The organism is Rhizobium laguerreae (genome assembly GCF_019778565.1).
Taxonomy (GTDB): domain Bacteria; phylum Pseudomonadota; class Alphaproteobacteria; order Rhizobiales; family Rhizobiaceae; genus Rhizobium; species Rhizobium laguerreae.
The window spans coordinates 1-26,058 of record NZ_JAAXQT010000001.1 but is presented as its reverse complement, the minus strand read 5'-3'; the positions used below and the strand labels follow the sequence as shown (position 1 = coordinate 26,058).

Genomic DNA, 26,058 nt, shown 5'->3' with positions numbered 1-26,058 from the left:
CGTGATACAATTGAAGAAGGCGGGTCCTTACGGCCCGCCTTTTCTTTTTCATTCATCTTTGTCCGCAGCCTCGGCATCACGCCAAGATCGGGAAACCGTCACTGGCTCGTCGACACATCTCCGAGCGCAGTCCATTCCTTGATCGCGGTATTGAAGGCGTCCGTTCCCGCACCGCCCTTTTCCATCGTTAGCAGCGCGCGGCGGCCGTTGCGGTAGGTGATCGGAATATCGATCCAGTTGCGGGTCGACATCAGGTCGAGATTGGCCTTGCGCGCATCAGGGTAGTCGTTGAGCGCGATCATGTGGAAGTCGTCGGTGATCTTGGCCGGAACCGCGATCAGCGCGTCACCGCGGTCCTGCTCCGTGCGCTTCATCGAAATGCGCTGGACGCTGTCGATGCTGCCGCCTTCGAAATTCGGCGGCACCGAGAAGACGATCTCGACGAGATGGCTTGCCGGCAGCGACGGATCGGAATTGCGCTTGAAGGTGACGAGAGCCGAGAGATTGCGCTCGGGAACCGTGACATTGCCCTGCACCGTCGCCTCCTGCCGGCCATCCTGGCCAGCCTCGTGCTGCACGCTCCAGACAACCGATCCCTCGATCGCCGTCGGCGAGCTCTGGCCGATGCGCTCCTCATAGAGGAACATCTTTTGCGACGAACCGACGGGCGCGGTCTGCGGCGGCGATGCCACGGGGCCGTTCGGCGTCCGCGTGTCGGCGGGTGCCGCATCGCCCTGCGCGCTGGCAGGCGGCGTATCGGCTGCCGCGACATTCTGTTCGGCGACCGACTTTCCTTCCGCAGTCGGCGTTCCCGGCACCGTCGCCGGGCCACTGTCGACCTCGGTTCCATCGGTCAGCAGCCGCTGGGTGAATTTCGAATTGGCCGCAGCGCCGTCATTGTTCACTGACGCTACCTGCGGGTTCGGCTGCGCCGGCGCCGCTGGAGTATTTTGCGCTCCTGGTGTGGTTGGCTGGGCTGGCGTCACCGCGCTCGGCTGGGCAGGTGTCGTTGAGCTATCCGGCGGCGTTGCCGCCTCGTTCCTGGTCGCCTGCGACGGTGCCGAGCTGACGAGCCCGTCGACCATCGCCACCAGCGCCTCTCTGTTCGTCCAGCCGGCATAGGCGCCGCCACCGATCAGGATGAGTGCGAAGATGAGCGTGATCACGGTGCCGATGCCGAAGCGGCGGCGCTTCGGCTCCATACGGAAGCTCTTGCCCTGCAGCTTGGAGGCGACAATCTGATCGATATCCATCGACGGATTGGCGTCATCGTCATCAGCGGCGACAGAGCCGCGGCGGTCGTAGCCGCGCAGCGCCTTCGCCTCGCGCCAGTCCTCGCTCGGCGCGCCGCTAGCAGGCGCCGGCTTGCCGTTGTGCACTTCGGCGAAGATATCGACATCGTCGAAATGAGAGGCAACCGGCGTCTTCTTATTGTTGCCGGCCTCGATCGGCGGCAGATCGTCGAAGGCGGCCGTCTCCCAGGAAAAACTTTCCTTGGCGGCCGGCATGACGGCGGCGGGTGCCACTTTTTCGAGGCTCGATATCACCTCCTCGAAGGCGCGCGCCGAGGCATCGGCGGTAATCGGCGCCGGCGCCGTCTCCGAATATTGCCGGAGTTCCTCTTCCGCCCATTCGGTCTCCGCATCCTTGGGCGCCGGAGCCGGCGTTTCGGCAACGGGCTCGGTCCAGACGGGGTCGAAATGCGCCGCAGCTTCGGCCTGCAACGGCTCCTCGCGGCTGTGCTCGACGAACTCATGCGGACGATCAAAATCGGCGACCGGCTCCACCAGGCGGTTGGATGCGTGGTCTATGCCGCGGGTGATCGGCGGCAACGGCTCGTCGGGCTCGTAAGCCTCCTCGGCCCCCGGCTCCTCGCTTTCCACCGCCGCTGGTTCGTCCGCGATCTCGTCGGCTTCCAGGGAATGCTGCTCGTCGGTACGGTCTTCGTCGGCTTGCTCGTCGCGATGCTCGGAGGCTGGCGCTTCCCAGCCGTCATGTTCGGCCGGCACGTCTTCGGCAGCGACGTCGCGCGCCTCGCTGGCATGCCATTCCTCGGCCGGCGCTTCCTCCTCCTGCGAGGGATGCCAGTATGTCTCGGCCGGACCGGATGTTTCAGGCGAAACCGATGTCTCGGCGGAAACAGTGGTTTCCGCGGGAACAGTGGTTTCCGCCGGAACGGATGTTTCAGGGGAAACGAGCGTTTCCTGGGAAAGAGGCTCCTCCGTGGCGGCCTCTTCCTCAGCCTCCTCCGGCGCGGCGGCTTCCACATGATCAGGCTCGTCGGCGGCCTCGGCCGCCTGCGGTTCCGCATAGGCTTCGTCGACCGGTTCCTCGACAGCCGTCTCGGGCGCCGGTTCGCTTTCGTCGGGAACCGCTTGTTCTTCGAAGGATTCCGCCGCGGCGACGGCCGCAACCGGCTCTTCGAGCGGCATCGCCTCGGAGTGTTCGCCTTCCACTTCGCGGATGGCAGCCTCGAGCTTTTCGAGCTGGCGTTGCAGCATGGCTTCCGGCGGACGCGGCTTCATGTTCTCGAGCTGCCGCTGCACTGCGCCACGGGCACGTTCGTAGACCTTCACCCGCATCTCGGGGGTATTTTCAGCCAGGCCGTCGACGGCCCGCCGAATGACTGCAATAAAATCCGCCATCAGTACTTTCTCAAGAAGTCCGGCACTCTACCGAACCATCCTCCACAGTGACCCGTGAGCTTAATCCTCAAACGGATCGGTCACAAGTATCGTGTCATCCCGCTCCGGACTGGTGGAAAGGAGCGCGACGGGTGCCCCGATCAGCTCTTCGACCTGGCGAACATATTTGATCGCCTGTGCCGGCAGATCCGCCCAACTGCGGGCGCCAACGGTCGATTCCTTCCATCCCTCCAGGGTGACGTAGATCGGTTCGACCCTAGCTTGCGCTCCCTGGCTTGCGGGAAGATGATCAATCTGTTCGCCGTCGAGCATGTAGCCGACGCAGATCTTCAATTCCTCGAGCCCGTCGAGCACGTCGAGCTTGGTGAGCGCAATGCCCGTGATGCCGTTGGTGGCGACCGACTGGCGTACGAGTGCGGCGTCGAACCAGCCGCAGCGGCGCTTACGCCCCGTCACAGTACCAAATTCATGCCCCTTCTCGCCCAAGAACTGGCCAATTTCGTCGGTGAGCTCGGTCGGGAACGGGCCTTCGCCGACGCGCGTCGTATAGGCCTTGGTGATGCCAAGAATGTAACCGAGCGAGCCGGGTCCCATGCCGGAACCGGCTGCCGCCTGGCCGGCCACCGTGTTCGAGGAGGTCACGAAGGGATAGGTGCCGTGATCGATATCGAGCAGGCTGCCCTGCGCGCCTTCAAAAAGGATGCGAGCACCCTTGCGGCGCTCCTTGTCGAGGAAGAGCCAGACCGTATCACGGAAAGGCAGTACCCGATCGGCGATCGAGGTCAGTTCGTCCATGATCGCCTGGTGGCTGACTTCGGCAACGCCAAGGCCGCGGCGAAGCGCATTGTGATGCGTCAGAATACGGTCGACCTTGCCGGAAAGACTCTCGAGATCGGCAAGATCCATGACGCGAATGGCGCGGCGGCCGACCTTGTCTTCATAGGCCGGGCCGATGCCGCGGCGCGTCGTGCCGATCTTGGTGCCGCTGTTCGACGCCGCATCCTCGCGCATCGCGTCGAGCTCGCGGTGCAGCGAAAGAATGAGCGTCGCATTGTCTGCAATGCGCAGATTGTCAGGCGTAACCGTCACGCCCTGCGCCTCCAGCCGGCCGATCTCGGCGATCAACGCATGCGGATCGACGACGACGCCGTTGCCGATGACGGCCATCTTGCCCGGGCGCACGACGCCGGACGGCAGCAGCGAGAGCTTATAGCTGGTGCCGTCGATGACGAGCGTATGGCCGGCATTGTGTCCGCCCTGATAGCGCACAACGATATCCGCACGCTCCGAAAGCCAGTCGACAATCTTGCCCTTGCCTTCGTCACCCCATTGCGAACCGACCACGACTACGTTCGTCATCCAACTCTTCCTGTTACCGGCGCGAAACCGCGCACCTGCTCAAACCCGCGCATCTATAAAGCTTTGTTTTTTGGAAAGCGACCCTGTTGTCACAGTAGATTGGGCTTTTTACGTGACAAATCAGCAGCCGACAGGCTATTTCCCGTCACAAAACGCCGCTCGGCGATCGCGGAAAGACGGGAAGAACGCTCTTGCAAGCCACGGCCTATATCTGCCTCGTTATCGCCACCCTCTGCTGGGGCGGCAACTCCGTCGCCGGCAAACTCGCGCTCGGGCATATCAGCCCGATGATGCTAACCTTCCTGCGCTGGTTCCTCGCCGTGGCGATGATCGCCCTGATTTCAGTCCCGCAGTTGCGGAAGGACTGGCCGGTAGTCAGGAAGAACCTGCCGCTGCTCCTCTTTTACGGTGTCATCGGCTACACCCTCTTCAACGCCATGCTTTATTCGGCCGTGCAATATACGACAGCGATCAACGTCGCCATCGAGCAGGCCGGCATCCCGATGCTGATCTTCCTGCTGAATTTCATGTTCTTCCGTACCGGCATCTCGCTGGCACAATGTCTCGGCTTCGGGATGACGCTGATTGGCGTCGCTCTGACCGCCGCGCATGGCGACCTCGCAACGCTGCTGCAACTCAGCCTCAACCGCGGCGACGGGCTGATGCTGATCGCCATTGCCGCCTACTCGGTCTACACGATCTTCCTGCGCTGGAAGCCGCCGCTCGACTGGCGCACGCTGATGGCGGTCCCGGCGCTCGGCGCCATGCTGACCTCGCTGCCGCTGCTCCTCTGGGAAGCCGGCCGGGGTGCCGCGCAGTGGCCGGACCAGGCGGGCTGGGTCATCACTCTCTACACGGCGATCTTCCCCTCGCTGGTGGCGCAGATCCTCTATATCAAGGGCGTCGTGGCAATCGGCGCCAACCGGGCCGGCCTCTTCATCAATCTCGTGCCGGTGTTCGGAACGCTGCTTTCCGTCGCCCTGATCGGCGAGAGGCTGCAGTCTTTCCATGTGATCGCACTGGTACTGACCTTGGGCGGCATCGCGATCGCCGAAAGGGGCCGTCCGAAAGCTTCGTCGCCGACCGTGCCCGCCTCACCCGTGGATTAAAACCTTTTCCTGGTCAGGAAAGGCTTTAACCAAGCTCCAGCGTCGTCACGCCGAAGACGTGCTTTAGCGGGATGGCCGGCGCCGGTCCGCGATACATGCGTGTCGTCTCGAATACCGGTTGAAGGCCGATGCCTTCGGCAAGCGCGACCGCCTCGTGGTTCTCTGCGGGAATGTCGATGAAGACCGCAGCCCCTTTCGCCTCGGGGATCAATTCGGCAAGCAGCGCCGCGGCGCTATCGGCATCGTTGGCAAAGAGCGGGCCGATCTTGTAGCCCTCGTAGCAGCGGCGGATCGTGCCGTAACCGCGGATCTTATGGCTCTTGCGCACCACCGCCGAACGACGGCCCTTGCGGGCGGTGCACCAGGCGGCGAGAAAGGCATCCCGCGGCTGCGGAAAGATCGACGAATCATATCGCTGCAGGCCTTCGAGGCGTGAATCCAGCACCGGTTGCGCGACAAGCGTCGAGGCAGGCAAGGAAGTAGCGACACCGCCATAGCGAATGGTGGAATAGGCGGGTTCGAAGCCGGCCTTGCGGTAGTTGTCCTGCTGTGCGGCGACGCCGTCGAGACCTATCGAGCGGTCTCCCGCGCTGGCAATGCCCGCCGCCCAGATCGCCTTGCCGTAACCCTTGCCACGAAAATCGGGATGGACGATGTAGAGGCCCAGGAAGGCGAAAGTATCGCCATATTTGACGACTGAGATCGAGCCGACGGGGACTTCACCGATGGAGCCGACGAAAAATCCCGACGGATCAGCCTCGTTGAATGCAAGCGAATCGTCGAGACCAGGGTTCCAGCCTTCCTGACGCGCCCATTCGAGCACGAGTTCCAGTTCGCCGGGCCGCATCGAACGAACGGCAAATTCAGAATTCATGCAACTTTCCCAGATTGAATGTCCCGCAAGTCCATCCCGGCAACGGCAAAGCAATTGTCAGGCCCCGGCTCCCGATTGCACCTGCGAACGATGGAGAGCCGCGCTCATGGACTTGACGACGCGTATAATCATTTTTCGATGCAATACAGAAAGCTTCGTTTCCGCATTACCATGAAACAATGCCGTTGCAAGCTCAAGAAAATTACTTGGGCCTCAATTATCTTCCAGCCGATGCGAATAAAAAGCCGCGCCGAAAAGATGCCGCCCTGCCAATTTGAAAGACGAGAGAAGCGTCCGTCCGAAATCACTTCCGCGACGCGGCAAAAAACCGGGAGCGACGACAGTCGCCCGCGGAAGGATCACCGGCCGTTCAACTGCCCATCGCGGCCTTCTGCTTTTCGATTCGGCCCGTCATCGATGAGAAAAGACGGTCTGTCTCGGCCGCCGGTGCGGGATAACCGAACGCATAACCCTGCAGGCCGTCGCAGCCGAGCTGCGCCAGCACGACGGCATGCGCCTCGGTCTCGATACCCTCGGCGATCACCTCGACATCGAGTGCCTTGGCGATTTCCACGATCGACCCCACCACGCGCCGCTGCTCGGCGGAGGTGACGACCTCGGTGACGAGCTGCCGGTCGATCTTCAGCCGCTTCGGCCGCAGCTTGACGAGACCAATCAGCGAGGCATGGCCCGATCCGAAGTCGTCGATCTCGATGTCGATGCCCATCTGTTTGATGTCGCCGATATGAGCGAGCAGTTTTTCGTCGCTGTCGTCGAGGAAAATCGTTTCGACCAGTTCGAAGACGATCACGCCGGGCGGGATATCGAGTTTCCTCAGCTTGTCGAGCAACGCCGGATCGGCAAGGCGCGACGCCGAGATATTGACGGCGATGCGCGGAACTGCAAGGCCGTGCAACAGCCAGAACAGCCGGTCTTCGAGAACGCTTTTGAGGATCGCCGCGTCGATCTCCGCCGCAAGTCCGTGCTCGTCGGCGATCTTCAGGAATATGCCGGGGGCGAGCACGCCCTTTCCGGGATGTTTCCAGCGCGCCAGCGCCTCGAAGCCGATGACCTCCCGCGTCCGGGCGTCGAGCTGCACCTGATAATAGGGAAGGATCTCGCCGCGCTCCAGCCCGAGCTTCAGCTCTTCGGCGAGGCGACGCTTGGAGCGCAGATCCTCCTGCAATTGCCGTGTGAAGAATTCGGCGCGGTTGCGCCCGAGCTTCTTGGCCTGGTAGAGCGCCAGGTCGGATTCGGCAAGCAGGTTGCGCGCCCGCCGGTCGCCGCTCCAGGAAACGCCGATCGAGGCGCCGGACTGCAACATCTCCTGGCCGAAGCGGATCTTCTTCCGCAGCCGGCGCTGGAGATCCTCGGTGATCTGCTTCAGCTCAGTGAGATCGGTGAAATTGACCAGCACGATGACGAATTCATCGCCGCCGACACGGGCGACCATGCCATTCGCAGGAATGGCGGCAGTGATGCGAAGGGCCGCAGCCCTGAGCACGGCATCGCCTGCCGCATGACCGTGGCTGTCGTTGATCTGCTTGAACTGGTCGAGGTCGAGATGCAGCACGCCAAGCGTCGTGATGCTTTTGTCGGCCGGCAGTTCCGCCAGCCGCTTATCGAGAAGGCGCCGGTTCGGCAAGCCGGTGAGATAGTCGTGATCGGCGACATGCTCGATGCGCGCATTGCTTTCTTCCAGCGCCAGCGCCCTCGCCTCGGCCACCACCTTCTGCCGCGCGAGTTCCGCGTTGAGCAGGACGTCGGCCGTCACGTCCCATTCGGCGCCGATGAAGGAGGGCAGACCCTCCGCATCAACATAGAAATGGGCGCGCGAACGTAGATGGCGGATTTCGCCGCTCGGCAATACGATCCGGAATTGTGAGTCATAGGCGCCGCGCGTCCCGATCGCCTGCTCGAAGTCGCGTTCGGCCCGCTCGCGATCATCGGGATGGATGGCATTCGACCAAAGCGATGCCGGCACCAGCCGGCAGGTCTCGCCGGTCTCGTAGAGACGATGCATCTGCGCATCCCACAAGATCCCGCCCTGCTCGATGCTATGCTCCCAGACACCGATCCGGGATGCATCGAGAGCGAGTTCGAGCCGACGCAGAAGATCCTGAAACTCGTGTTCGGATCGTGTGGCTTTTTTCTCTGGCAACGCGGTCCCAGCCTTAGAAGCTTGCATAACGGCAATATGGTCTCAAGCCGGCATTAATGAAGCCTTGTCCTGATGACCGAACTAGTGACTAGGTGAATCGTTCGTTACGACTTCCCCTTTTGGATCAAGGGACTTGCAGTCTGCGGCACCTTCGGGTCAGTGATTGTGCCGCGGCGGGTTTTTCGCAATCTGGCGGAATTCCGTCGCTCCCTCCAGCACCGCGCCGTCCGACAATTGCGTCACCGAGCGGCGGTAGATCTGCTGCCACGGCGTCGCATCCGCCGGCACTGGCGGGATGCCATCGCCCTTGCGCCGTTCGATCTCGGCGTCCTCGACCAACATGTCGCAGCGCCCGTGGTTGAAGTCGATGCGGATGATATCGCCGGTACGAAGCCAGGCGAGGCCGCCGCCGGCGGCGCTTTCCGGAGAGGCGTTGAGGATCGATGGACTGTCCGCCGTGCCCGATTGGCGGCCATCGCCGATCGTCGGCAGGCTGCGGATGCCGCGCTTCAGCAGATGGTCCGGCGGCTGCATGTTGACGACCTCAGCCGAACCCGGCCAGCCGATCGGCCCGGCGCCGCGGATGACGAGGATGGTATTTTCGTCGATGCCGAGTTCGGGATCGTTGATGCGCTTATGATAGTCCTCGGAACCGTCGAAGACCACCGCCTTGCCCTCGAACACGCCTTCGCGCCCGGGCTCCTCAAGATAACGCCTCCGGAAATCCTCCGAGACAACGCTCATCTTCATGATCGCGAAATCGAAGAGATTGCCCTTGAGAACGAGGAAGCCCGCCCGCTCCTTCAGCGGCTCAGCGAACGGCGTGATGACCTCGCGGTCGCGCGCTTCCTTGCCTTCCAGGTTTTCGGCCATCGTCCTGCCCGTTACCGTGCGACAATTGCCATCGAGCTTTCCGGCCTGCAGCAGTTCCCACATGATCGCCGGCGTGCCGCCGGCGCGATGAAAGCGCTCGCCGAGATAGGCGCCCGCCGGCTGAACATTGGCCAGCAGCGGGATATCGAAACCATGCACCTGCCAGTCGTCGGGATAGAGTTCGACGCCGGCGTGCTTCGCCATCGCGGCCAGATGCGGCTGCGCATTGGTCGAGCCGCCGATCGCCGAATTGGTGCGGATCGCATTCAGGAAAGCCTCGCGCGTCAGGATATCCGACGGCTTCAGATCCTCGAACACGATTTCGACGGCGCGCCGCCCGGTGCGGTAGGCCATCTGGCCGCGTTCGCGGTAAGCGGCCGGAATGGCGCCACAGCCGGTCAGCGAAAGGCCGAGCGCCTCGGCCAGCGCATTCATCGTCGAAGCGGTGCCCATGGTATTGCAGTGGCCGACGGAAGGCGCAGAATCGAGCGCCGCCTGCAGGAACTCCTCCCGATCGATCTCGCCTGCCGCATATTTCCGTCGCATCCGCCAGATCACCGTGCCGGAGCCCGCCAGCTCCCCCTCGTGCCAGCCGTCGAGCATCGGGCCGCCGGAGAGCACGATCGCCGGAATATCGACCGTCGAAGCCGCCATGATCGCCGAAGGCGTGGTCTTGTCGCAGCCGGTGGTCAGTACGACGCCGTCGAGCGGATAGCCGTAGAGGATTTCGACGAGGCCGAGATAGGCGAGATTGCGGTCGAGTGCGGCTGTCGGGCGCTTGCAATTCTCGAAGATCGGATGTGTCGGAAACTCGATCGGAATGCCGCCGGCATCGCGAATGCCGTCGCGCACGCGTTTGGCAAGCTCAATATGCACCCTGTTGCAGGGCGTAAGATCACTGCCGCTCTGGGCAATCCCGATGATCGGCTTGCCGGATCGCAGCTCTTCCGGCGTGATGCCGTAATTCATGAAGCGCTCGAGATAGAGCGCTGCCATGTCGATATGATCGGGATTGTCGAACCAGTCCTGCGAACGTAGGCGCCGCTTCGGCGAATGGCTGTCTGTCACTTCTTTCCTCCCGGCCGGGCATTCTTCTCTTCGAGATGGAGGAGCAGGCCGCTGTGATCCTTTTCGCCATTGCCATTGGCGACGAATTCGCTGAATTCGGCATGTACCGCCGCAGTCAGCGGTAGCGTCAACGACAGGGTCTTGGCCGTCTCCATGGCGGCGTTCAGATCCTTGAGCTGGTTGCTGGACGAACCGCCTGGCGTAAACTGCCGCTCGACCATGCGCTTGCCGTGCAGCTCAAGGATACGGCTCTCGGCAAAGCCGCCGCGAATGGCGTCCCGAAAGGCCGCCTGCGAGCCGCCGCCCGCTCCGATCAGCATCATCGCTTCGGCGACGGCGCCGATCGTCACCGCGACGATCTGCTGGTTGGCAAGCTTGGCAAGCTGGCCCGCCCCGCTTGGACCGACGCGGGTCACGCGCCCCATCGGCGCAAAGACATCTGCAAGCTCGTCGATCACGTCCTTGTCGCCGCCCGCCATGATCGCGAGCGTACCCGCTTCCGCGCCGACGACGCCGCCAGATACCGGCGAATCGACATGATGGATGTCGCGGTCGGCAAGCCTCGCCGAATGGTCGCGGGCGAAATGCGGGGCGATCGAACTCATGTCGATGACGGTTGTGCCAGCCGTCATCGCATCGACCGCTCCGCGGTCGAACAACACGTCCTTCACTGCCTCGGCGTTGGTGAGCATAGTGATGACAACGTTGGCGCCCGAGACGGCATCATCAGGCGTTTTAGCGCAGACCGCACCGTCTCCCGCAAGCGGCTCGGCCTTGCCGGGATCGCGATTCCAGACGGTGACGGTAAAACCCGCGCCAAGCAGCCGGCGAGCCATCGGCGCGCCCATCAGGCCGGTGCCGAGAAAGGCGATCCGCCTGCCGTCATGACCTTTTCTCGAATTCGTCATTCAGTCCTCCCAACTGTTGTCCGTCTTTGATAGTCCGCTCGCCCATCGTTGCAACCGTTTTGACGGACGTAACGCATTTTTGTGGCGTGTCCTTAGATGCGGATGGTGTGTCCGAAGGCCGCGCACGCTTCGGCCTCATGCCCTGAAAACGATACGGGCGAGAACCGAAGTTCCCGCCCGATTTACTCGACAAAGGAAGGTTGAATTTCGTTTATTCCGCCGCGAGCCGGATGACCTCCGCCTCTTCTTCCTTGTGTTCGTCCGGCTTGTGCTGGATGAGCGGACGGTTGCCCGTCAGCCGCCGCAGCAGCACATAGAACACCGGCGTCATGAAGATGCCGAAGAAGGTCACGCCGATCATGCCCGAGAAGACCGCAACACCCATGGCCGCGCGCATTTCCGCGCCGGCGCCGGTGGAGACGACGAGCGGCACGACACCCATGATGAAGGCGAGGGAGGTCATGAGGATCGGGCGAAGGCGAAGGCGGCTGGCCTCGATCGCGGCCTCCCGCGGTGTCCTTCCCTCGAATTCCAGTTCGCGGGCGAATTCTACGATCAAGATCGCGTTCTTCGCCGATAGACCGACAAGCACCACGAGACCGATCTGGGTGAAGATGTTGTTGTCTCCACCGGTGAGCCAGACGCCGGTCAGCGCGGCCAGCACGCCCATCGGCACAATCATGATGATCGCAAGCGGCAGCGTCAGGCTTTCATACTGGGCGGCCAGCACGAGGAAGACGAGCAACAGTGCCAGGGGGAAGACGACGATGCTGGAATTGCCGGCCAGGATCTGCTGATAGGTCAGATCCGTCCATTCGAAGTCGATGCCCGCAGGCAGGGTCTCGTGAAGGATCTTCTCGATTGCCGCCTGCGCCTGACCCGACGAGAAGCCCGGTGCCGGACCGCCGTTGATATCGGCGGCAAGGAAGCCGTTGTAGCGGTTCGCGCGTTCCGGACCGGTGCTCGGCTCCACCTTCAAGAGGGCCGAAAGCGGGATCATCTCACCCGATGCCGACCGGACCTTCAACTGGCCGATATCTTCCGGCTGGGCGCGGAATTTCGCATCGGCCTGCACACGGACGCTGTAGGTGCGGCCGAAGGCGTTGAAGTCGTTCACATAGAGCGAACCCAGATAGATCTGCAGCGTCTGGAAGACGTCGGTGACGGAAACCCCGAGCTGCTCGGCCTTGGCACGGTCGAGATCGGCATAGAGCTGCGGCACGTTGATCTGGAAGCTGGAGAACAGTCCGGCGAGCTCAGGCGCCTGATAGGCTTTTGCAAGGACGGCCTTGGTCGCCTCGTCGAGCGCCTGGTTACCGAGGCCGGCACGATCCTCGATCTGCAACTTGAAACCGCCCGTCGTGCCGAGACCATTGACCGGCGGCGGCGGGAACATGGCGATGAAGGCATCCTGGATGACGCCGAACTTCTGGTTCAGCGCCATGGCGATTGCGCCGCCCGAGAGATCAGGCGTCTTGCGCTCTTCGAAGTCCTTCAGCGTCACGAAGACGATGCCGGCATTCGAGGAGTTGGTGAAGCCGTTGATCGACAGGCCCGGGAAGGCAATCGCATTGGCAACGCCCGGCTGCGCCAGCGCGATGTCGGTCATGCGCTTGATGACGTCTTCCGTGCGGTCGAGGCTTGCGGCATCCGGCAACTGGGCAAAGCCGATCAGATACTGCTTGTCCTGTGACGGCACGAAGCCGCCGGGGACCGTGCTGAACAGGCTGTAGGTCGCACCGACCAACGCCAGATAGATCACCATAACGATGCTCTTGCGCGACAACAGCCCGCCAACGCCCTTGCCGTAGGCATTTGAGCCCGCGCCGAAGACACGGTTGAAGCCCCGGAAAAACCAGCCGAAGATAGCGTCCATGAACCGCGTCAGCCAATCCTTCGGCTGATCATGGCTCTTCAGGAGAAGGGCTGCCAGCGCCGGAGACAGCGTGAGCGAGTTGAAGGCCGAGATGACGGTGGAGATCGCGATCGTCAACGCGAACTGGCGGTAGAACTGACCCGACAGACCGGAGATGAAAGCAAGCGGCACGAAGACGGCGACGAGCACCAGCGCGATTGCGATGATCGGACCGGAGACTTCCCTCATCGCCTTGTAGGTGGCGGCCCGCGGCGACAGGCCTTCCTCGATATTGCGCTCGACGTTTTCGACCACCACGATCGCGTCGTCGACGACGATACCGATCGCAAGCACCAGTCCGAACAGACTGAGCGCGTTGATGGAGAAGCCGAAGACATACATGACCGCGAAGGTGCCGATGATGGAGACAGGAACGGCGATCAGCGGGATGATCGAGGCGCGCCACGTCTGCAGGAACAGGATGACGACGAGGACGACGAGCGCGATGGCTTCGAGCAGCGTGTCGATGACCTTCTCGATCGAAGCCCGCACGAATTTCGTCGTATCGTAGACGATCTCGTATTTGACGCCCTCAGGCATGGCGAGCTGCAGCTGATCCATGGTCGCGTTCACATTGTCCGCGATCTCGATCGCGTTCGAACCCGGCGCCTGAAGAACGGCGACGGCGACGGCCGGCTTGCCGTCGAGCAGCGAACGCAGCGTGTAGTCTGCAGCACCGAGCTCTATGCGAGCGACATCGCGAAGGCGGGTGATCTCGCCATTGGCGCCCGTCTTGACGATGATGTTGCCGAACTCCTCGGGCGTGCGCAGGCGGCCCTGGGCATTGACGTTGAGCTGCAGGTCCACACCGGGCTGGCTCGGCGATGCGCCGATGATACCGGCGGCGGCCTGGGTGTTCTGGGAACTGATCGCGCTGCTGATGTCGCTGGCGGCAAGATTGTGCTCGGCTGCCTTCTGCGGGTCGATCCAGACACGCATGGAATAGTCGCCGGCGCCGAAGACCTGCACCTGACCGACGCCTGCGATGCGGGCGAGCCGATCCTTGACGTTGAGCGTCGCGTAATTGCGAAGATAGGTGATGTCGTGATTGTTCCCGTCGGAGACGAGGTTGACGACCATGATGAAGTTGGGTGAGCTCTTGACTGTGGTGATGCCGAGCGAACGGACTTCCGCCGGCAGGCGCGGTTCGGCCTGTGAAACGCGGTTCTGCACAAGCTGCTGCGCCTTATCGGGATCGGTGCCGAGCTTGAAGGTGACGGTGACGTTGAGCACGCCGTCCGATGTCGCCTGGCTGGCCATATAGAGCATGCCTTCGACGCCGTTGATCTGCTCTTCGAGCGGCGTCGCCACCGTTTCGGCGATGACGCTTGGGTTGGCGCCGGGATAGGTCGCGCGCACGACGATCGACGGCGGCACGACCTCCGGATATTCGGAAATCGGCAGCGCGCGCAGGCCGATCAGGCCGGCAACCAGGATGAGGACCGAAAGAACGCCGGCAAAGACCGGGCGGTCGACAAAGAATCTGGAGATGTTCATATCAAAGCCCTCTCCGGGGTGAACATGGATGCAAAGTCCCTCTCCGGCGGTTTGGGAGCCGCCGGCGGGTCGTATCATTTCGAGTATTGGCCCTCCCCCTCAGGGGAAGGCGAAAGTCTTTACTGCGCGGTCGCGACCTTTTCTTCCATCTGAGGCGCGACGACTGCGCCTGGACGGATGCGCTGCAGACCGTTGACGACGATCTTCTCGCCGACGTTCAGGCCGCCATCGACTACTCGCTGACCGTCAGCCACGGTGCCGAGCTGGACCTGCCGATAGGCGACCTTGTTCTCGCCATCGACGACGAAGACGAACTTCTTGTCCTGGTCCGTGCCGACGGCGCGGTCACTGATGACGATCTTGTTCTCGGCCTTCGGCTGGCCCATGCGCACCCGCACGAACTGGCCGGGGATGAGACGTCCGCCCGGATTATCGAAGACGGCGCGAACGCCGATCGTGCCGCTTGATGCATCGACCTCGTTGTCGATCAGTTGCAGCTTGCCCTTGATCGGCGTGCCTGTATCGGTCAGCGTGCCGACCTCGACCGGAATCTCTTCGACCGGAGGCAGGGCGCTGTCCGTCTGCGGAAGCTGGGCGAGCGCCCGCGTCACCATCTCTTCGCTGGCATTGAAGCTCGCATAGATCGGATCGACCGAAACGAGCGTCGTCAGCGCCGGCGAGGCCGACCCGGCCGCCACAAGGTTACCGGCGGTCACCTCGATCTTGCCGATGCGGCCGGACACCGGAGCCCGCACTTGAGTGTAATCGAGATCGAGCTGGGCCGACTGCAGGGCGGCCTGCGCCGAACGCAGCCCCGCCTGAGCCTCGGCCAGCGCGCTCTGGCGCTGATCGAGATCGCTCTGGGAGATGGTTCGGTTGTCGGAAAGCCTGCGGCCGCGATCGAGTTCGGTCTGCGCCAGGCTGACCTTGGCCTCGGCCGAAGCGACCTGGCCTTGCGCCTGCGCCACGCTCGCCTGGTAGGGAGCCGGGTCGATGGTGAAGAGTAGGTCGCCCTGCTTGACCAGCGCCCCTTCGCGGAACGCCACCGAAAGGATGGCGCCGGCAACACGGGAACGCACCTGCACCCGGTCGACCGCTTCGAGACGGCCGGAGAAACTTTCCCAGGCCGTCACGTCGCGCGCCGCGACGACGGCAACCGTCACCGGCACAGCGGGAGCCTGCGCGGGGGCGGAAGCAGCCGTAGCGGTCGTGCTCATCGGCAATTCAAAAAACAATGCAGCGCCCGAAATGGACGCAACAAGCCCTATGCCGGCGCCCATCAGGGCCCAGCGCTTACTTCTGGACGTCATTAGTACTCTCCTTGCGGCTCTAAGCCGCCGAAATATCAGGTCTTCTTCAATGCAATTGCGGTTGGACGCTTACCTCCCGAAGGAAGCTTCCGAAATGGCGGCTGACGTTTTCCTGCCAGTCCGGCACTCCCTCGGATTTCCCACCATAAATCGAGGGCCAGCCCGTCCCGGCGGGAAGGACATGCTGGCGCACACCGACGCCAGCCTGTTTCAGGCGGACACCGTAACCAATCGTTTCGTCGTGCAGAGGATCATCCTCGGCGGTAAATATCAGCGCCGGCGCGACGCCTGAAATACGCGAACAGAGGCAAGGCGCCGCATAAGGGTGGCAACCGCCGCCGCTCAGATAGTGGCTCCAACCTTCCGTCCAGCGCTGGCGCATGCCGATGGCTTCAGCCTTGCGGATCGAGGACGTACCCATGAAGGGATCGAGCAGCGGCGAAATCAGCACCTGGCCGTCGAGTGCATCCGGCATCTGGTCGCGTGCCTTCAGCGCGACGCCGGCAGCGACATTGCCGCCGGCCTCTTCACCGGCAACGAAGAGCAACGACTTGCGGTCGCCAAGACCGGCGCGTTTATTGGCGAGATAGGTAAAAACTGAGAAGGAAACTTCCAGCGCCTTCGGAAATATGTTGCCGGACAGCGTGCTGTAGTCAGCGTCGACGACGATGGCGCCGGCTTTGGCGAGGCTTATCGCCACCGGCCGGTCGGCGGCCTTGTCGCTGTCGAGAAAAGCGCCGCCGTGCAGGTAAAGCACGATCGGCGGGCCCTTGCCATAATCGGCGCCCATGTAGATACGTGCGGAAACGGGGCCGATGGCCACCTTATCCAGCATCATATCTTTCCATTCCACCGTCATGCTTCCGGTCTCTTCTGTATCGGCGACAAGCAGACAACGTCCGCCGCTTGCATTTTGCACAAAAAAGATATTGTTATTCCAACCAAGGAATAAGAAGCTATAACGCGATAACACTGTTCCAGATCTCGAACAATGGTGCAACGCAAACTGCGGATTTGAAACCGATGGATCAGCTCTCGGCAATGCGCGTCTTCATTCGTGTTGTGGAGACGGGCAATTTCACCCGCGCCGCCGACATGCTCGCCATGCCCAAGGCGACGGTGACCAATCTCATCCAGGGCCTGGAAGCGCATCTGCGTACCAAGCTTTTGAATCGGACCACGCGCCGGGTCATGGTGACCACAGACGGCGCGCTTTATTACGAACGCGCCGCCCAGATCATTTCGGAACTGGAGGAGCTTGACGGCAGCCTCTCCAATTCGCAGAGCTTGCCGAGCGGACGGCTGCGTGTCGAGATGGCCGGCGCTTTCGCCGATTGGATCGTCGTTCCGGCACTTTGCGATTTCTATCAGCGTTATCCGGACATCCGCATCGACCTCGGTGTCGGCGACCGCACGGTCGATTATCTTGCAGAAAATGTCGATTGCGCGCTACGCGCCGGCACGCCGGCCGACCAGTCGCTGATTGCGCGGCGCGTCTCCGAAGTCGAGATGATCACCTGCGCTTCTCCGGACTACATCCAGAAATTCGGCATGCCCGAGCGGCCCGAGGATCTGGAGGCGGATCATTACACCGTCAACTATTTTCGCGCCCAGAACAACCGGACGCTGCCTTTCGAATTCCGCCGGCACAACGAGGTGATCGAGACCAGTCCGCGTTACATCGCCTCGGTCAACGATAGCCGCACCTATCTGACGGCGGCGCTGACCGGCCTCGGCATCGCGCAGGTGCCGATCTTCATGGCGCGCGAGCCGATGGCAAGGGGCGAACTCGTCCGCGTGCTGCCGGACTGGCGCCGCGATCCGCTGCCGCTCTATGTGGTCTATCCGCCGAACCGCCACCTCAGCAACAAGGTCCGCGTCTTCGTCGACTGGCTGGTGAAACTTCTGGTCGAGGCAAGACTGAACGACGTCTGAGCGCCAAGACAAATACGGCCCGGAAGGCAGGGGAAACCTTCGACGGGCCGCAATCTGCAACTTTGAACATCAAGCCTGTCGCACCGTAGCAAGGGCGCGGCAGGCTCTGGAGGTTCGCAAAGAGAATGGCAGGGAATTCCACTCTATCGCGATAGAGCAGATATACGCACTCCCCGCAGGATTATAAGGGAAAAGTCCGCAATCGCATTCACATATTTGCGATGACGGCGGGCCGCCGCCGGCTTCGTCAGATCACGCCGCCATTGGCGCGTAGCGTCTGGCCGTTGATCCAGCCACCATCAGGGCCGGCGAGGAAGGCAACCGCAGAAGCGATGTCTTCCGCTGTGCCGAGGCGTTCCAGCGGGTTCATTTTCGCCGTGCGGGCGATGAGTTCGTCCGACTTGCCGTTGAGGAAAAGGTCGGTGGCGACGGGGCCGGGCGCGACGGCGTTGACGGTGATGTTGCGGCCACGCATCTCCTTGGCCATGATCGCCGTCAGCGTTTCCACGGCAGCCTTCGTCGCGGCATAGACGCCGTAGGTTTCGAGCTTCAGGCCGACGACGGATGTCGAGAAGTTGACGATCCGGCCGCCGTCGCGCAGACGCTTGGCTGCCTCGCGCAACGTATTGAAGGTGCCCTTCAGATTGACGCCGATCTGGCGATCGAAATTGGCGTCGTCGGCCTCGGCGAGCGCTGAGAGCATCATGATGCCGGCATTGTTGACGAGCACATCGACGCCGCCGAAAGCGGTTTCCGCGGCATCGAACATGCGGCGAACGGCTTGCGCCTCGCTGACATCGGCTTTCGCCGTCAGCGCCTTGCCGCCGGCCTGCTCGATCTTCTTTGCCAGTTCCTCGGCCGGAGCGGCATTGCCGGAATAATTGATGACGACGGTGAAACCGTCCATGGCGAGACGCTCGGCGACCGCTGCGCCGATGCCGCGGGATGAGCCGGTCACCAATGCGACCTTGTTTTCGTTGGAAGCCATTGTCCTTCTCCTTCATTCTGCGCCGTAGCGTTTTCGATGAGGAGAAGATGCGCCCTTTCCTTTTGCGGATAATCAGGCATTCTTCGGCATTACTATCCGGGAATAACGAACAAACAGATGGACAGATTTGACGCCATGCGCGTGTTTTGCCGTGTCGTGGAACGCCGCAGCTTCACGCTTGCCGCCGAGGACACCGGCCTGCCGCGCTCGACTGTCACCGATGCGGTCAAGGGGCTGGAAGCCCGTCTCGGCGTGCGCCTGCTCCAGCGTACGACGCGCCACGTCAGTCCGACGCTTGATGGCGAAGCCTATTACCAACGCTGCCTGTCGATCCTTGCCGATATCGAGGAAGCCGAAGGCGCCTTCGCCGGCGCCAAGCCGAAGGGCATGTTGCGTGTCGACGTGCACGGCACGCTCGCCCGCCATTTCGTGCTGCCGAGCCTGTCGTCCTTCCTGGAGACCTATCCGGAGATCGAACTCTACATGAGCGAGGGCGATCGGCTGGTCGATCTCGTGCGTGAAGGCATTGATTGCGTGCTGCGCGTCGGCACGCCTGGAGATAGCGACATGGTCGCCCGGCACGTCGCCATGCTCGATGAGGTGACGCTCGCCTCACCTGCCTACATTGCCCGCCACGGCCTGCCGCAGCATCCCGACCGGCTTGCCGGCCATCGCATGGTCGGCTTCCACTCCAGCGGAACCGGCAGCCTGCTGCCGCTCGAATTCACCGTCCGCGGCACGGTGCGTGACATCACCATTCCCGCCACCGTCGCCGTCAACGCCGCCGAAAGCTATATTTCAGCGGCGAGGATGGGCCTCGGCATGATCCAGATCCCGCGCTATCACGCCGAAGAAGACCTTGCCGCGGGAACGCTGGTCCAGATACTGCAGGATTTTCCGCTGACCCCGACACCGGTTTCCCTGCTCTACCCCCGCAACCGCCAGCTTTCGCCCCGCGTGCGCGTCTTCATCGACTGGCTGGTGAAGGTCTTCGCTCGACAAAATTCCGAAAACGCGCTTCACTAAAATGCATCTCACTAAAATGCATATTGCTAATGTGAGCGCCCTCGGAGAACGGTCATGGCACTCAGTGATATCACCGTCTACCAGACGGAAGACGGCTTCGTCGTCGAATTCGGCGGCGAAGGCGAAGATAGCATTGCCGTGACGCTGCGGAGCACGCCTGAGTTGACCTCGGAAAATGCCGTCTTGCGGGCCAAAGCCCTGCTTGCCGCCGCAATCGAACCTGCCCATAGCGACGGCGCGCGCCGCAAGGATCCCGCTTTGCTCGAAGAAGAGTTGGAGGAGGGGCTGGAAGATTCCTTCCCGGCGAGCGACCCGGTCTCGGTCACATCACCCTCCATCCCGATGCGCGATCCGAATGCCGGCCGCTGATGTCCGTGGCCGAAAAACATGAAGCGGTTTCGGGATGACGGCGAGCGCGCTGAATGTTATCTGCGTCGGCCATGACCGATGGTGGAACGATATCAGGTGCGATCGGCACCGGCACGCTCACCGGCGAAAGCCTCAGGACGTTTTTTGAGCGCGATGCGATCGTCGTCTCACGCGACCTGCTCGGCTGCCATCTGACCGTGGACGGCGTCGGCGGACGCATCACCGAGACCGAAGCCTATTTCCCCGATGACGAGGCCTCGCACAGCTACCGCGGCCCGACCAAGCGCAACGGCGCCATGTACGGCAAACCGGGCAACGTCTATATCTACCGCATCTACGGCATGTACTGGTGCCTGAATTTCGTCTGCCATCCGGGCTCGGCTGTACTCATCCGCGCCCTGGAGCCGGAAACGGGAATCCCTCAGATGATGGAGCGGCGCGGCACCGATACGCTGACGTCGCTCTGCAGCGGTCCCGGCAAGCTCTGCCAGGCGCTCGGCATCGACATCGCGATCAATGACAGGCTGCTCGATCACCCGCCCTATGCGATCACGCCGTCCGCACCGGTGCCGATCGTCTCGGGAAAACGTATCGGCATCACAAAAAATGCCGAAGCACCATGGCGCTTCGGCATTCAGGGATCGCGTTTTCTCAGCAAGCCGTTTCGCTGATCATTCCATCACCGCGCTATGGTCGACGGCGGGTGCTGCCTTCGGCTTGCGCAGCAGCAGAACCAGCGGGATGACCGCAAGCGACATCAGCATCAGCAGCTTGAAATCATCCATATAGGCGATGATGGTCGCTTGCAGCGTGATGATCTCGTTGAGCGAGGCGCGGCCGGCCGCCGTCACCGGGCTGAGTCCCTGCGCGGCCACCGCATTGAAGGCGTGGTTGAACGGCGTCACATAGGCTGCGATCGATTCATGATTGCTCTGCGTGTTCTCAACGATCAGCGCCGAGACGATCGAGATGCCGACCGCCGAGCCGATGTTTCGCGACAGGTTGTAGAGACCGGTGCCGTCGCCGCGCATATGGGCGGGCAGCGTGGAAAAAGCGATCGTCGTCAGCGGCACGAACAGAAAGCCGAGGCCGGCGCCCTGGATGAAGCCGACCGAGACGATCGTCCATTGCGAGACGTCGGGTGTCCAGCCGGTCATGTCGTACATCGCCCATGCGGTGAGCCCCAAGCCGAGCGCCAGCAATGCGCGCGTATCGACCTTGCCGACCATCCGCCCGACGATGAACATGCAGAGCATGGTGCCGAGCCCACGCGGCCCCATGACGATGCCGGCGGTGATGACGGGATAGCCCATCAGCGTCTGCAGATAGGGCGTCATCAGCGCCAGTGAGGCGAGATAGGTAATGCCGACCACGAAGATGAAGATCATGCTGATCGAGAAGTTCTGGTCGAGGAACAACTTCGGGTTCACGAAGGATTTCTCGGCCGTCAGCGTATGCACGATCAGCAGATAAAAGGCTGAGGCGCAGATCAACGCCTCGAGCATGATCTCACCGGAAGAGAACCAGTCGAGCTGCTCGCCGCGGTCGAGGAACAGCTGCAGCGCGGCGATGCCGAGGCTCATCATCCCGAAACCGAACCAGTCCAGTTTGGCCAGCAGATCCCTCTTGGTCTCGGTGACGAAGACGACGATGCCCATGAAGGCCAGCGCGCCGATCGGCACGTTGATATAAAACACCCAGCGCCAGCTGATATTGTCGGTCAGCCAGCCGCCGATGACAGGCCCAAGCACCGGCCCGACCATGACCGAGACGCCGAAAAGGGCCATGGCCGAGCCGCGCTCCTCGACCGTATAGATGTCGAGGAGGATGCCCTGGGAAAGCGGCACCAGCGATGCCCCGAACAGGCCTTGCAGCAGACGGAAGGCGACGATCTGGTTCAGCGATTGCGCCAGGCCGCAGAGAACGGAGGCCGCCACGAAGCCGGCAATGGCGACGAGCAGCACGCGTTTGCGGCCGAACTTGGCGGCAAGGAAGCCCGACGGCGGCGTCATGATTGCCGCCGCGACGATATAGGAGGTCAGCACCCAGTTGATCTGGTCGGCAGAGGCCGACACGCTGCCCTGGATATAGGGCAGCGCCACATTGGCGATCGTCGTGTCCAGCGCCTGCATGATGACCGCGAGAATGACGCAGGCCGTAATCGCGCCGCGATTGGCAATCGGCGTCGCCGGAGAAGCGGAAGCGTTACTCATGATCCTTGCCCTGAGGCCGGCCCAGAAGCTTGTTGACGAAATCAGGCAGGCCGCGGGCATGGCCGGTCTCGACATCGAGCACCGTGCTCATGCCGACGCGCAGTGGCGGCTTGCCGTCAGTGTCCTCGATGCTGACGCGCATCGGAATGCGCTGGACGACCTTCACCCAGTTGCCGGTGGTGTTCTGCGCCGGCAGCAGCGAGAAGCTGGAGCCGGAGGCCGGGCTGATGCTCTCGACCTTGCCCTTCCATGTCACGCCGGGATAGGTGTCGACATAGATCTCGGCCGTCTGGCCGGGCTTGACATAAGTTAGCTCGGTTTCCTTCGGGCTGGCGGCGATCCACAGACGGTCGGTGGCAACAAGCGAGAAGGCCTGCTGCGAAGCCTGCAGGTAGGAGCCCACCTGCAGCGCATTGACATTGGTGACGATGCCGTCGAACGGTGCCTTGACGACGCTGTGGTCGAGTTCGCGCCGGGCACTGTCGACCTGCGACTTGGCCTGCAGGTAGAGCGGGTTTTCCTCGGCCGGCTGGTCGGCATTGCCGCCGAGCTGGGCGAGTGTCGTTGCAGCTTCCGCCTTGGCGACGGCAACCTTCTGCTGCGCGGCTTCCAGATTGTGCTTGGCTTCATCATAGGCCGACTGCGTCGCACTGCCGTTGTTGACGAGGTTCTGCTGCCGGTCAAACTGATCCTGATAATAGGGCAGATCGGCTTGCGCCTGCGTGATCTCGGCAAGCGACTGCTGATAGCTGGCCTTGAGATTCATGATCTGGTTGCGCTGCGCGCCGAGCTGCGCCTTGGCGCCGTCAAGCGCGATCTTGAAAGAATCCGACCGCAGGCTGAACAGCACCTGCCCCGCCTTGACCGCCTCGTTCTCATGCACGTTGATCTGGTCGACGATGCCCGAAACATCGGTGGTGAGCCCTACCATGTCGGCCTGGATATAAGCATTGTCGGTCGACATCACCTGGCCGCCATTGACGTAATAATAACCGCCGACGACGAGCGCCACCGGCAGCAGGGCAAACAGGATCGGCCGCGTGAGACTGCGCCGGCGGCGGACCTTGTTGCCGCCAGGCGCAGCCACGGCGGCAGCCGGCGCTGAATTGGATGAAGGCGCTTCGGCTACCGTTTCCTGCTGTTTCGCTTCGTTTTCTTCGACAGGGGTCTCGGTCTTGGCATTGGCGTCGGCAACGACGCGGAGGGGAGATTGATCAGCCATCGTTCGTCTCATTCTCGTCAACCGGGCTCCGGCATGCCTGAACCAGGTTCGTCTTCATTACGGATAGGATGTGGAAAAGCTGCTCGCGCTGCTCGGCCGGAACACCTTGCAGCGCTTCCGCGCGGGTGGTGTCGCCGAGCTCGCGCATTTCGGCAAGCAGCGGGTGCGCTTCGTCGCGCATATAAAGCATCCAGATACGCCGGTCGGTCGGGTGCTGGCGGCGCTCGATCAGCCCGCGCTCGGCGAGCTTGTCGAGAATGCGCACCAGCGTGATCGGCTCGACTTCGAGGATTTCGGCAAGGCGACCCTGATGGATACCTTCGTTATTCGAGAGATAGGCAAGCGTCTGCCATTGCGACCGGGTCAGCCCAAGGCACTTCGCGCGCTGCTCGAACCGCTTGCGCAGCAGCCGTGCGACGTCGTGGAGAAGGAAACCGAGGGTCGGAGTGGCGTTCATGAAAACCTGTGACCGTTATTTATAAGCACCCTTATAATATTGGTAGATATATTGAGCATGTGCACTGCACAAGGGCATGGACGGCGGATTCAGCAATGGCGGCTAAAATGCCGCAGACCGGGTCAAGCATATCCGCAGTTTCTCCTTTCGCCGTTTACGAGCACCAGTCGGTAGCCGCAGCCCAGCTCCGCCCTAATTCTGTGGCAGGAACAGCCTCCGCCGGAGGCGCGCATTGGGGAGCTCGATGGCGTTCTTCGAAAGCATGCTGACGCTGCTGCTGGTGGCGATCGTCTTTCTGCAATTCTCCAGGAAGTTCCGGATTCCCTATCCGACAATGCTGGCGATCGCTGGCGTCATCGTTGCGGCCGTGCCCTGGGCGCCCGAAGTCGCGATCGATCCCGAACTTGCGCTGGCGCTGCTGATCGCGCCCGTGCTCTTCGACGCCGCCTACGATTTGCCGCCGAGGACATTGAGACGCAACTGGCTGCCGCTGTTCTCGCTCGCCGCCATCGCCGTGATCGTGACGGCCGCAGCCGTCGCTACCGTCAGCGTGACGATGGCCGGCCTGCCGCTTGCCGCAGCCGTCGCACTCGGCGCCATCGTCGCGCCGCCGGATGCGGCGGCCGCCACCGCCATGCTCGACCGCTTCACCCTGCCGCGCCAGACCTATGTGATCCTGAAGGGCGAAAGCCTCCTGAACGACGCCGTCGCGCTGCTGATCTTCAGCGCCGCGGTGGCAGCCGCCGCAAGCCCCACCTTCTTCGCCGGCGCCCTGGCGGAGCTGGCGCTCGCCGTGCCTGGCGGCCTCATCCTCGGTTATCTCCTGGGCCGTCTCTACATGGTCGTCGGCCTGAGGCTCGCCGGCACGCTCGGCGGCACTTTGCTCGAATTCGTCGCCACTTTCGGCACGTGGATCATCGCCGAGCGGCTGCATCTTTCGGCAATTCTGGCGATCGTCGTCTATGCGATGGTGATCGCCCGTTACATGCCCGAGCGGCAGACGGCCCGCCACCGCATTCATTCCTATTCGGTCTGGGAAGCCGCGGTCTTTCTGCTCAACGTCCTCGCTTTCCTGCTGATGGGCCTGCAGGCCCGCCAGATCGTCCTCGACCTCGATCCCGGCCGCCTGAATTTCGCGATCACCTTCGCCGCCATGGTCTTCGTCACCGTCATCGTCGTCCGCCTGGCCTGGGTGCTCTTCTATAACCGCGTCATCAACTTTCTCGCCGCGCGCGGACGCACGACACAAGCCGTTCCGACCTTCGCCACCAGCCTGCTTGCCGGCTGGTGCGGCATGCGCGGCCTCGTCACGCTGGCAACTGCGCTCGCTTTGCCGATCGATTTTCCCGATCGCGATATCATCCTGCTCAGCGCGCTCGCCGTCGTTCTCGGCACGCTCATCGTCCAGGGCCTGACGCTCGGGCCACTGATCCGTTACCTGAAATTCGACCCGGACACCTCCCTGGACCGCGACCTCGCCAGAGCCCGCGTCACGTTGATCGATGCGGCCCTTGCCGAACTCGCCGGCGGCGAGGACAAATCCACCCGCATCCTGCGCGACGTCTACACCTCCGAGCGCCAAATCGCCGCTGACGGAAAACACCCGCGCGAGGTCAGCAGGCTCGACAAGCAGCGCCGCAACGTCATCGTCGCGAAACGCCGAAGATTGGCAGCGATGCGCCGCGCCGACGAGATTGACGATGATGTCTTTCACATGCTGGAACAGGAACTCGACTGGGCCGAACTCGCCGCTCTGCAACCCGGCAGAGACGAGATCGTCGAGAGCTGATGCCCTCTGTGACGTTTTGATGGATTCCGGAATCGTTACCAATTGGCATTTGCAATTTTTCGCCGCTGCCGTTTATAGTCCAATTCCATAGGGTTACGATTTTTCTGATGTGCATTGCGTGCCGGCCTTCCTTTTCCAAGGGATTGAACGCCGGGGAAATCACGGGGGCAGAGACCCTCGGTCAAAGCAGCAAGACATGAATAACATCACTTCATCTTGAGGTTGGCGGCAGTGAATCGGCCGTCGAGATTGGAGGACCGGTATGACTTACGCGCTTCGACAGATGGTGGTGCTTTGCTGTATCGCCGCATTCATGCCCCTCCCCGCGCTGGCCCAGAGC

The 26,058-nt window shown here is 62.5% G+C and carries 19 protein-coding genes; 6 read left to right on the top strand and 13 right to left on the bottom strand.

What is annotated here, in order from left to right:
* Positions 1-98 precede the first annotated feature (98 nt).
* Positions 99-2,645, bottom strand: a complete 2,547-nt coding sequence (locus HFO71_RS00095) for a RodZ family helix-turn-helix domain-containing protein (protein WP_221987410.1) — start codon at positions 2,643-2,645, stop codon at positions 99-101.
* A 60-nt stretch (positions 2,646-2,705) separates the two neighbouring features.
* Positions 2,706-4,004 (bottom strand): adenylosuccinate synthase, encoded by a 1,299-nt coding sequence (locus HFO71_RS00090; RefSeq protein WP_017961768.1) that lies wholly within the window; start codon positions 4,002-4,004, stop codon positions 2,706-2,708.
* A 191-nt stretch (positions 4,005-4,195) separates the two neighbouring features.
* On the opposite strand from HFO71_RS00090, the gene HFO71_RS00085 reads away from it, so the two are divergent.
* Positions 4,196-5,113 carry a DMT family transporter gene (locus tag HFO71_RS00085; protein ID WP_131639747.1) on the top strand — a complete coding sequence of 306 codons (918 nt, stop codon included), beginning with the start codon at positions 4,196-4,198 and terminating at the stop codon, positions 5,111-5,113.
* Between the two features lie 25 nt (positions 5,114-5,138).
* On the opposite strand, the gene HFO71_RS00080 is transcribed toward HFO71_RS00085, so the two are convergent.
* The 7 genes from HFO71_RS00080 to HFO71_RS00050 form a co-directional block, all read right to left on the bottom strand.
* Entirely contained in the window at positions 5,139-5,987 is an 849-nt protein-coding gene (locus HFO71_RS00080) for a GNAT family N-acetyltransferase (RefSeq protein ID WP_132613846.1), read from the bottom strand.
* Positions 5,988-6,357: 370 nt separating this feature from the next.
* On the bottom strand, positions 6,358-8,175 hold the full coding sequence (locus HFO71_RS00075; protein ID WP_131707811.1) for a putative bifunctional diguanylate cyclase/phosphodiesterase: 1,818 nt from the start codon (positions 8,173-8,175) through the stop codon (positions 6,358-6,360).
* A 129-nt stretch (positions 8,176-8,304) separates the two neighbouring features.
* Positions 8,305-10,089, bottom strand: a complete 1,785-nt coding sequence (locus tag HFO71_RS00070; protein ID WP_131639750.1) for an IlvD/Edd family dehydratase — start codon at positions 10,087-10,089, stop codon at positions 8,305-8,307.
* Positions 10,086-10,997, bottom strand: a complete 912-nt coding sequence (locus HFO71_RS00065; RefSeq protein WP_221987409.1) for an NAD(P)-dependent oxidoreductase — start codon at positions 10,995-10,997, stop codon at positions 10,086-10,088. Before HFO71_RS00065 ends, HFO71_RS00070 begins: the two co-directional genes overlap by 4 nt.
* Before the next feature lie 211 nt (positions 10,998-11,208).
* Entirely contained in the window at positions 11,209-14,409 is a 3,201-nt protein-coding gene (locus HFO71_RS00060; protein WP_221987408.1) for an efflux RND transporter permease subunit, read from the bottom strand.
* 119 nt (positions 14,410-14,528) lie between these two features.
* Positions 14,529-15,719, bottom strand: coding sequence for an efflux RND transporter periplasmic adaptor subunit (locus HFO71_RS00055; RefSeq protein WP_221969811.1), 1,191 nt, complete (start codon positions 15,717-15,719; stop codon positions 14,529-14,531).
* Positions 15,720-15,765: 46 nt separating this feature from the next.
* Positions 15,766-16,578: an alpha/beta hydrolase fold domain-containing protein gene (locus HFO71_RS00050; RefSeq protein ID WP_025395717.1), complete on the bottom strand. Its 813-nt coding sequence runs from the start codon at positions 16,576-16,578 to the stop codon at positions 15,766-15,768.
* A gap of 164 nt (positions 16,579-16,742) precedes the next feature.
* Here HFO71_RS00050 and HFO71_RS00045 point away from each other — a divergent pair, with 164 nt between their 5' ends.
* A complete protein-coding gene (locus HFO71_RS00045) occupies positions 16,743-17,654 on the top strand; it encodes a LysR family transcriptional regulator (protein ID WP_221969809.1) in 912 nt (303 codons plus the stop codon).
* A gap of 247 nt (positions 17,655-17,901) precedes the next feature.
* Here HFO71_RS00045 and HFO71_RS00040 read toward each other — a convergent pair whose 3' ends face one another.
* Complete coding sequence (locus HFO71_RS00040) at positions 17,902-18,642, bottom strand: SDR family oxidoreductase (protein ID WP_221969807.1); 741 nt, start codon at positions 18,640-18,642, stop codon at positions 17,902-17,904.
* 117 nt (positions 18,643-18,759) lie between these two features.
* Here HFO71_RS00040 and HFO71_RS00035 point away from each other — a divergent pair, with 117 nt between their 5' ends.
* The 3 genes from HFO71_RS00035 to HFO71_RS00025 are packed head-to-tail and all read left to right on the top strand — an operon-like array spanning position 18,760 to position 20,708.
* Complete coding sequence (locus HFO71_RS00035) at positions 18,760-19,668, top strand: LysR family transcriptional regulator (RefSeq protein ID WP_168343755.1); 909 nt, start codon at positions 18,760-18,762, stop codon at positions 19,666-19,668.
* 54 nt (positions 19,669-19,722) lie between these two features.
* On the top strand, positions 19,723-20,037 hold the full coding sequence (locus HFO71_RS00030) for a hypothetical protein (protein WP_077979126.1): 315 nt from the start codon (positions 19,723-19,725) through the stop codon (positions 20,035-20,037).
* Between the two features lie 53 nt (positions 20,038-20,090).
* Positions 20,091-20,708: a DNA-3-methyladenine glycosylase gene (locus HFO71_RS00025; protein WP_221969805.1), complete on the top strand. Its 618-nt coding sequence runs from the start codon at positions 20,091-20,093 to the stop codon at positions 20,706-20,708.
* Here HFO71_RS00025 and HFO71_RS00020 read toward each other — a convergent pair whose 3' ends face one another.
* From HFO71_RS00020 to HFO71_RS00010, 3 genes are read right to left on the bottom strand one after another with little or no spacing between them, the layout of a single operon-like run.
* Positions 20,709-22,250 carry a DHA2 family efflux MFS transporter permease subunit gene (locus tag HFO71_RS00020; protein WP_027663832.1) on the bottom strand — a complete coding sequence of 514 codons (1,542 nt, stop codon included), beginning with the start codon at positions 22,248-22,250 and terminating at the stop codon, positions 20,709-20,711.
* The gene (locus HFO71_RS00015) at positions 22,243-23,472 is read right to left on the bottom strand and encodes an HlyD family secretion protein (RefSeq protein WP_221969803.1); all 1,230 of its coding nucleotides are present in this window, start codon (positions 23,470-23,472) and stop codon (positions 22,243-22,245) included. Before HFO71_RS00015 ends, HFO71_RS00020 begins: the two co-directional genes overlap by 8 nt.
* Positions 23,465-23,929, bottom strand: a complete 465-nt coding sequence (locus tag HFO71_RS00010; RefSeq protein ID WP_221969801.1) for a MarR family winged helix-turn-helix transcriptional regulator — start codon at positions 23,927-23,929, stop codon at positions 23,465-23,467. Before HFO71_RS00010 ends, HFO71_RS00015 begins: the two co-directional genes overlap by 8 nt.
* 244 nt (positions 23,930-24,173) lie before the next feature.
* On the opposite strand from HFO71_RS00010, the gene HFO71_RS00005 reads away from it, so the two are divergent.
* A complete protein-coding gene (locus HFO71_RS00005; protein ID WP_017961786.1) occupies positions 24,174-25,718 on the top strand; it encodes a cation:proton antiporter in 1,545 nt (514 codons plus the stop codon).
* The last annotated feature ends 340 nt before the right edge of the window (positions 25,719-26,058 follow it).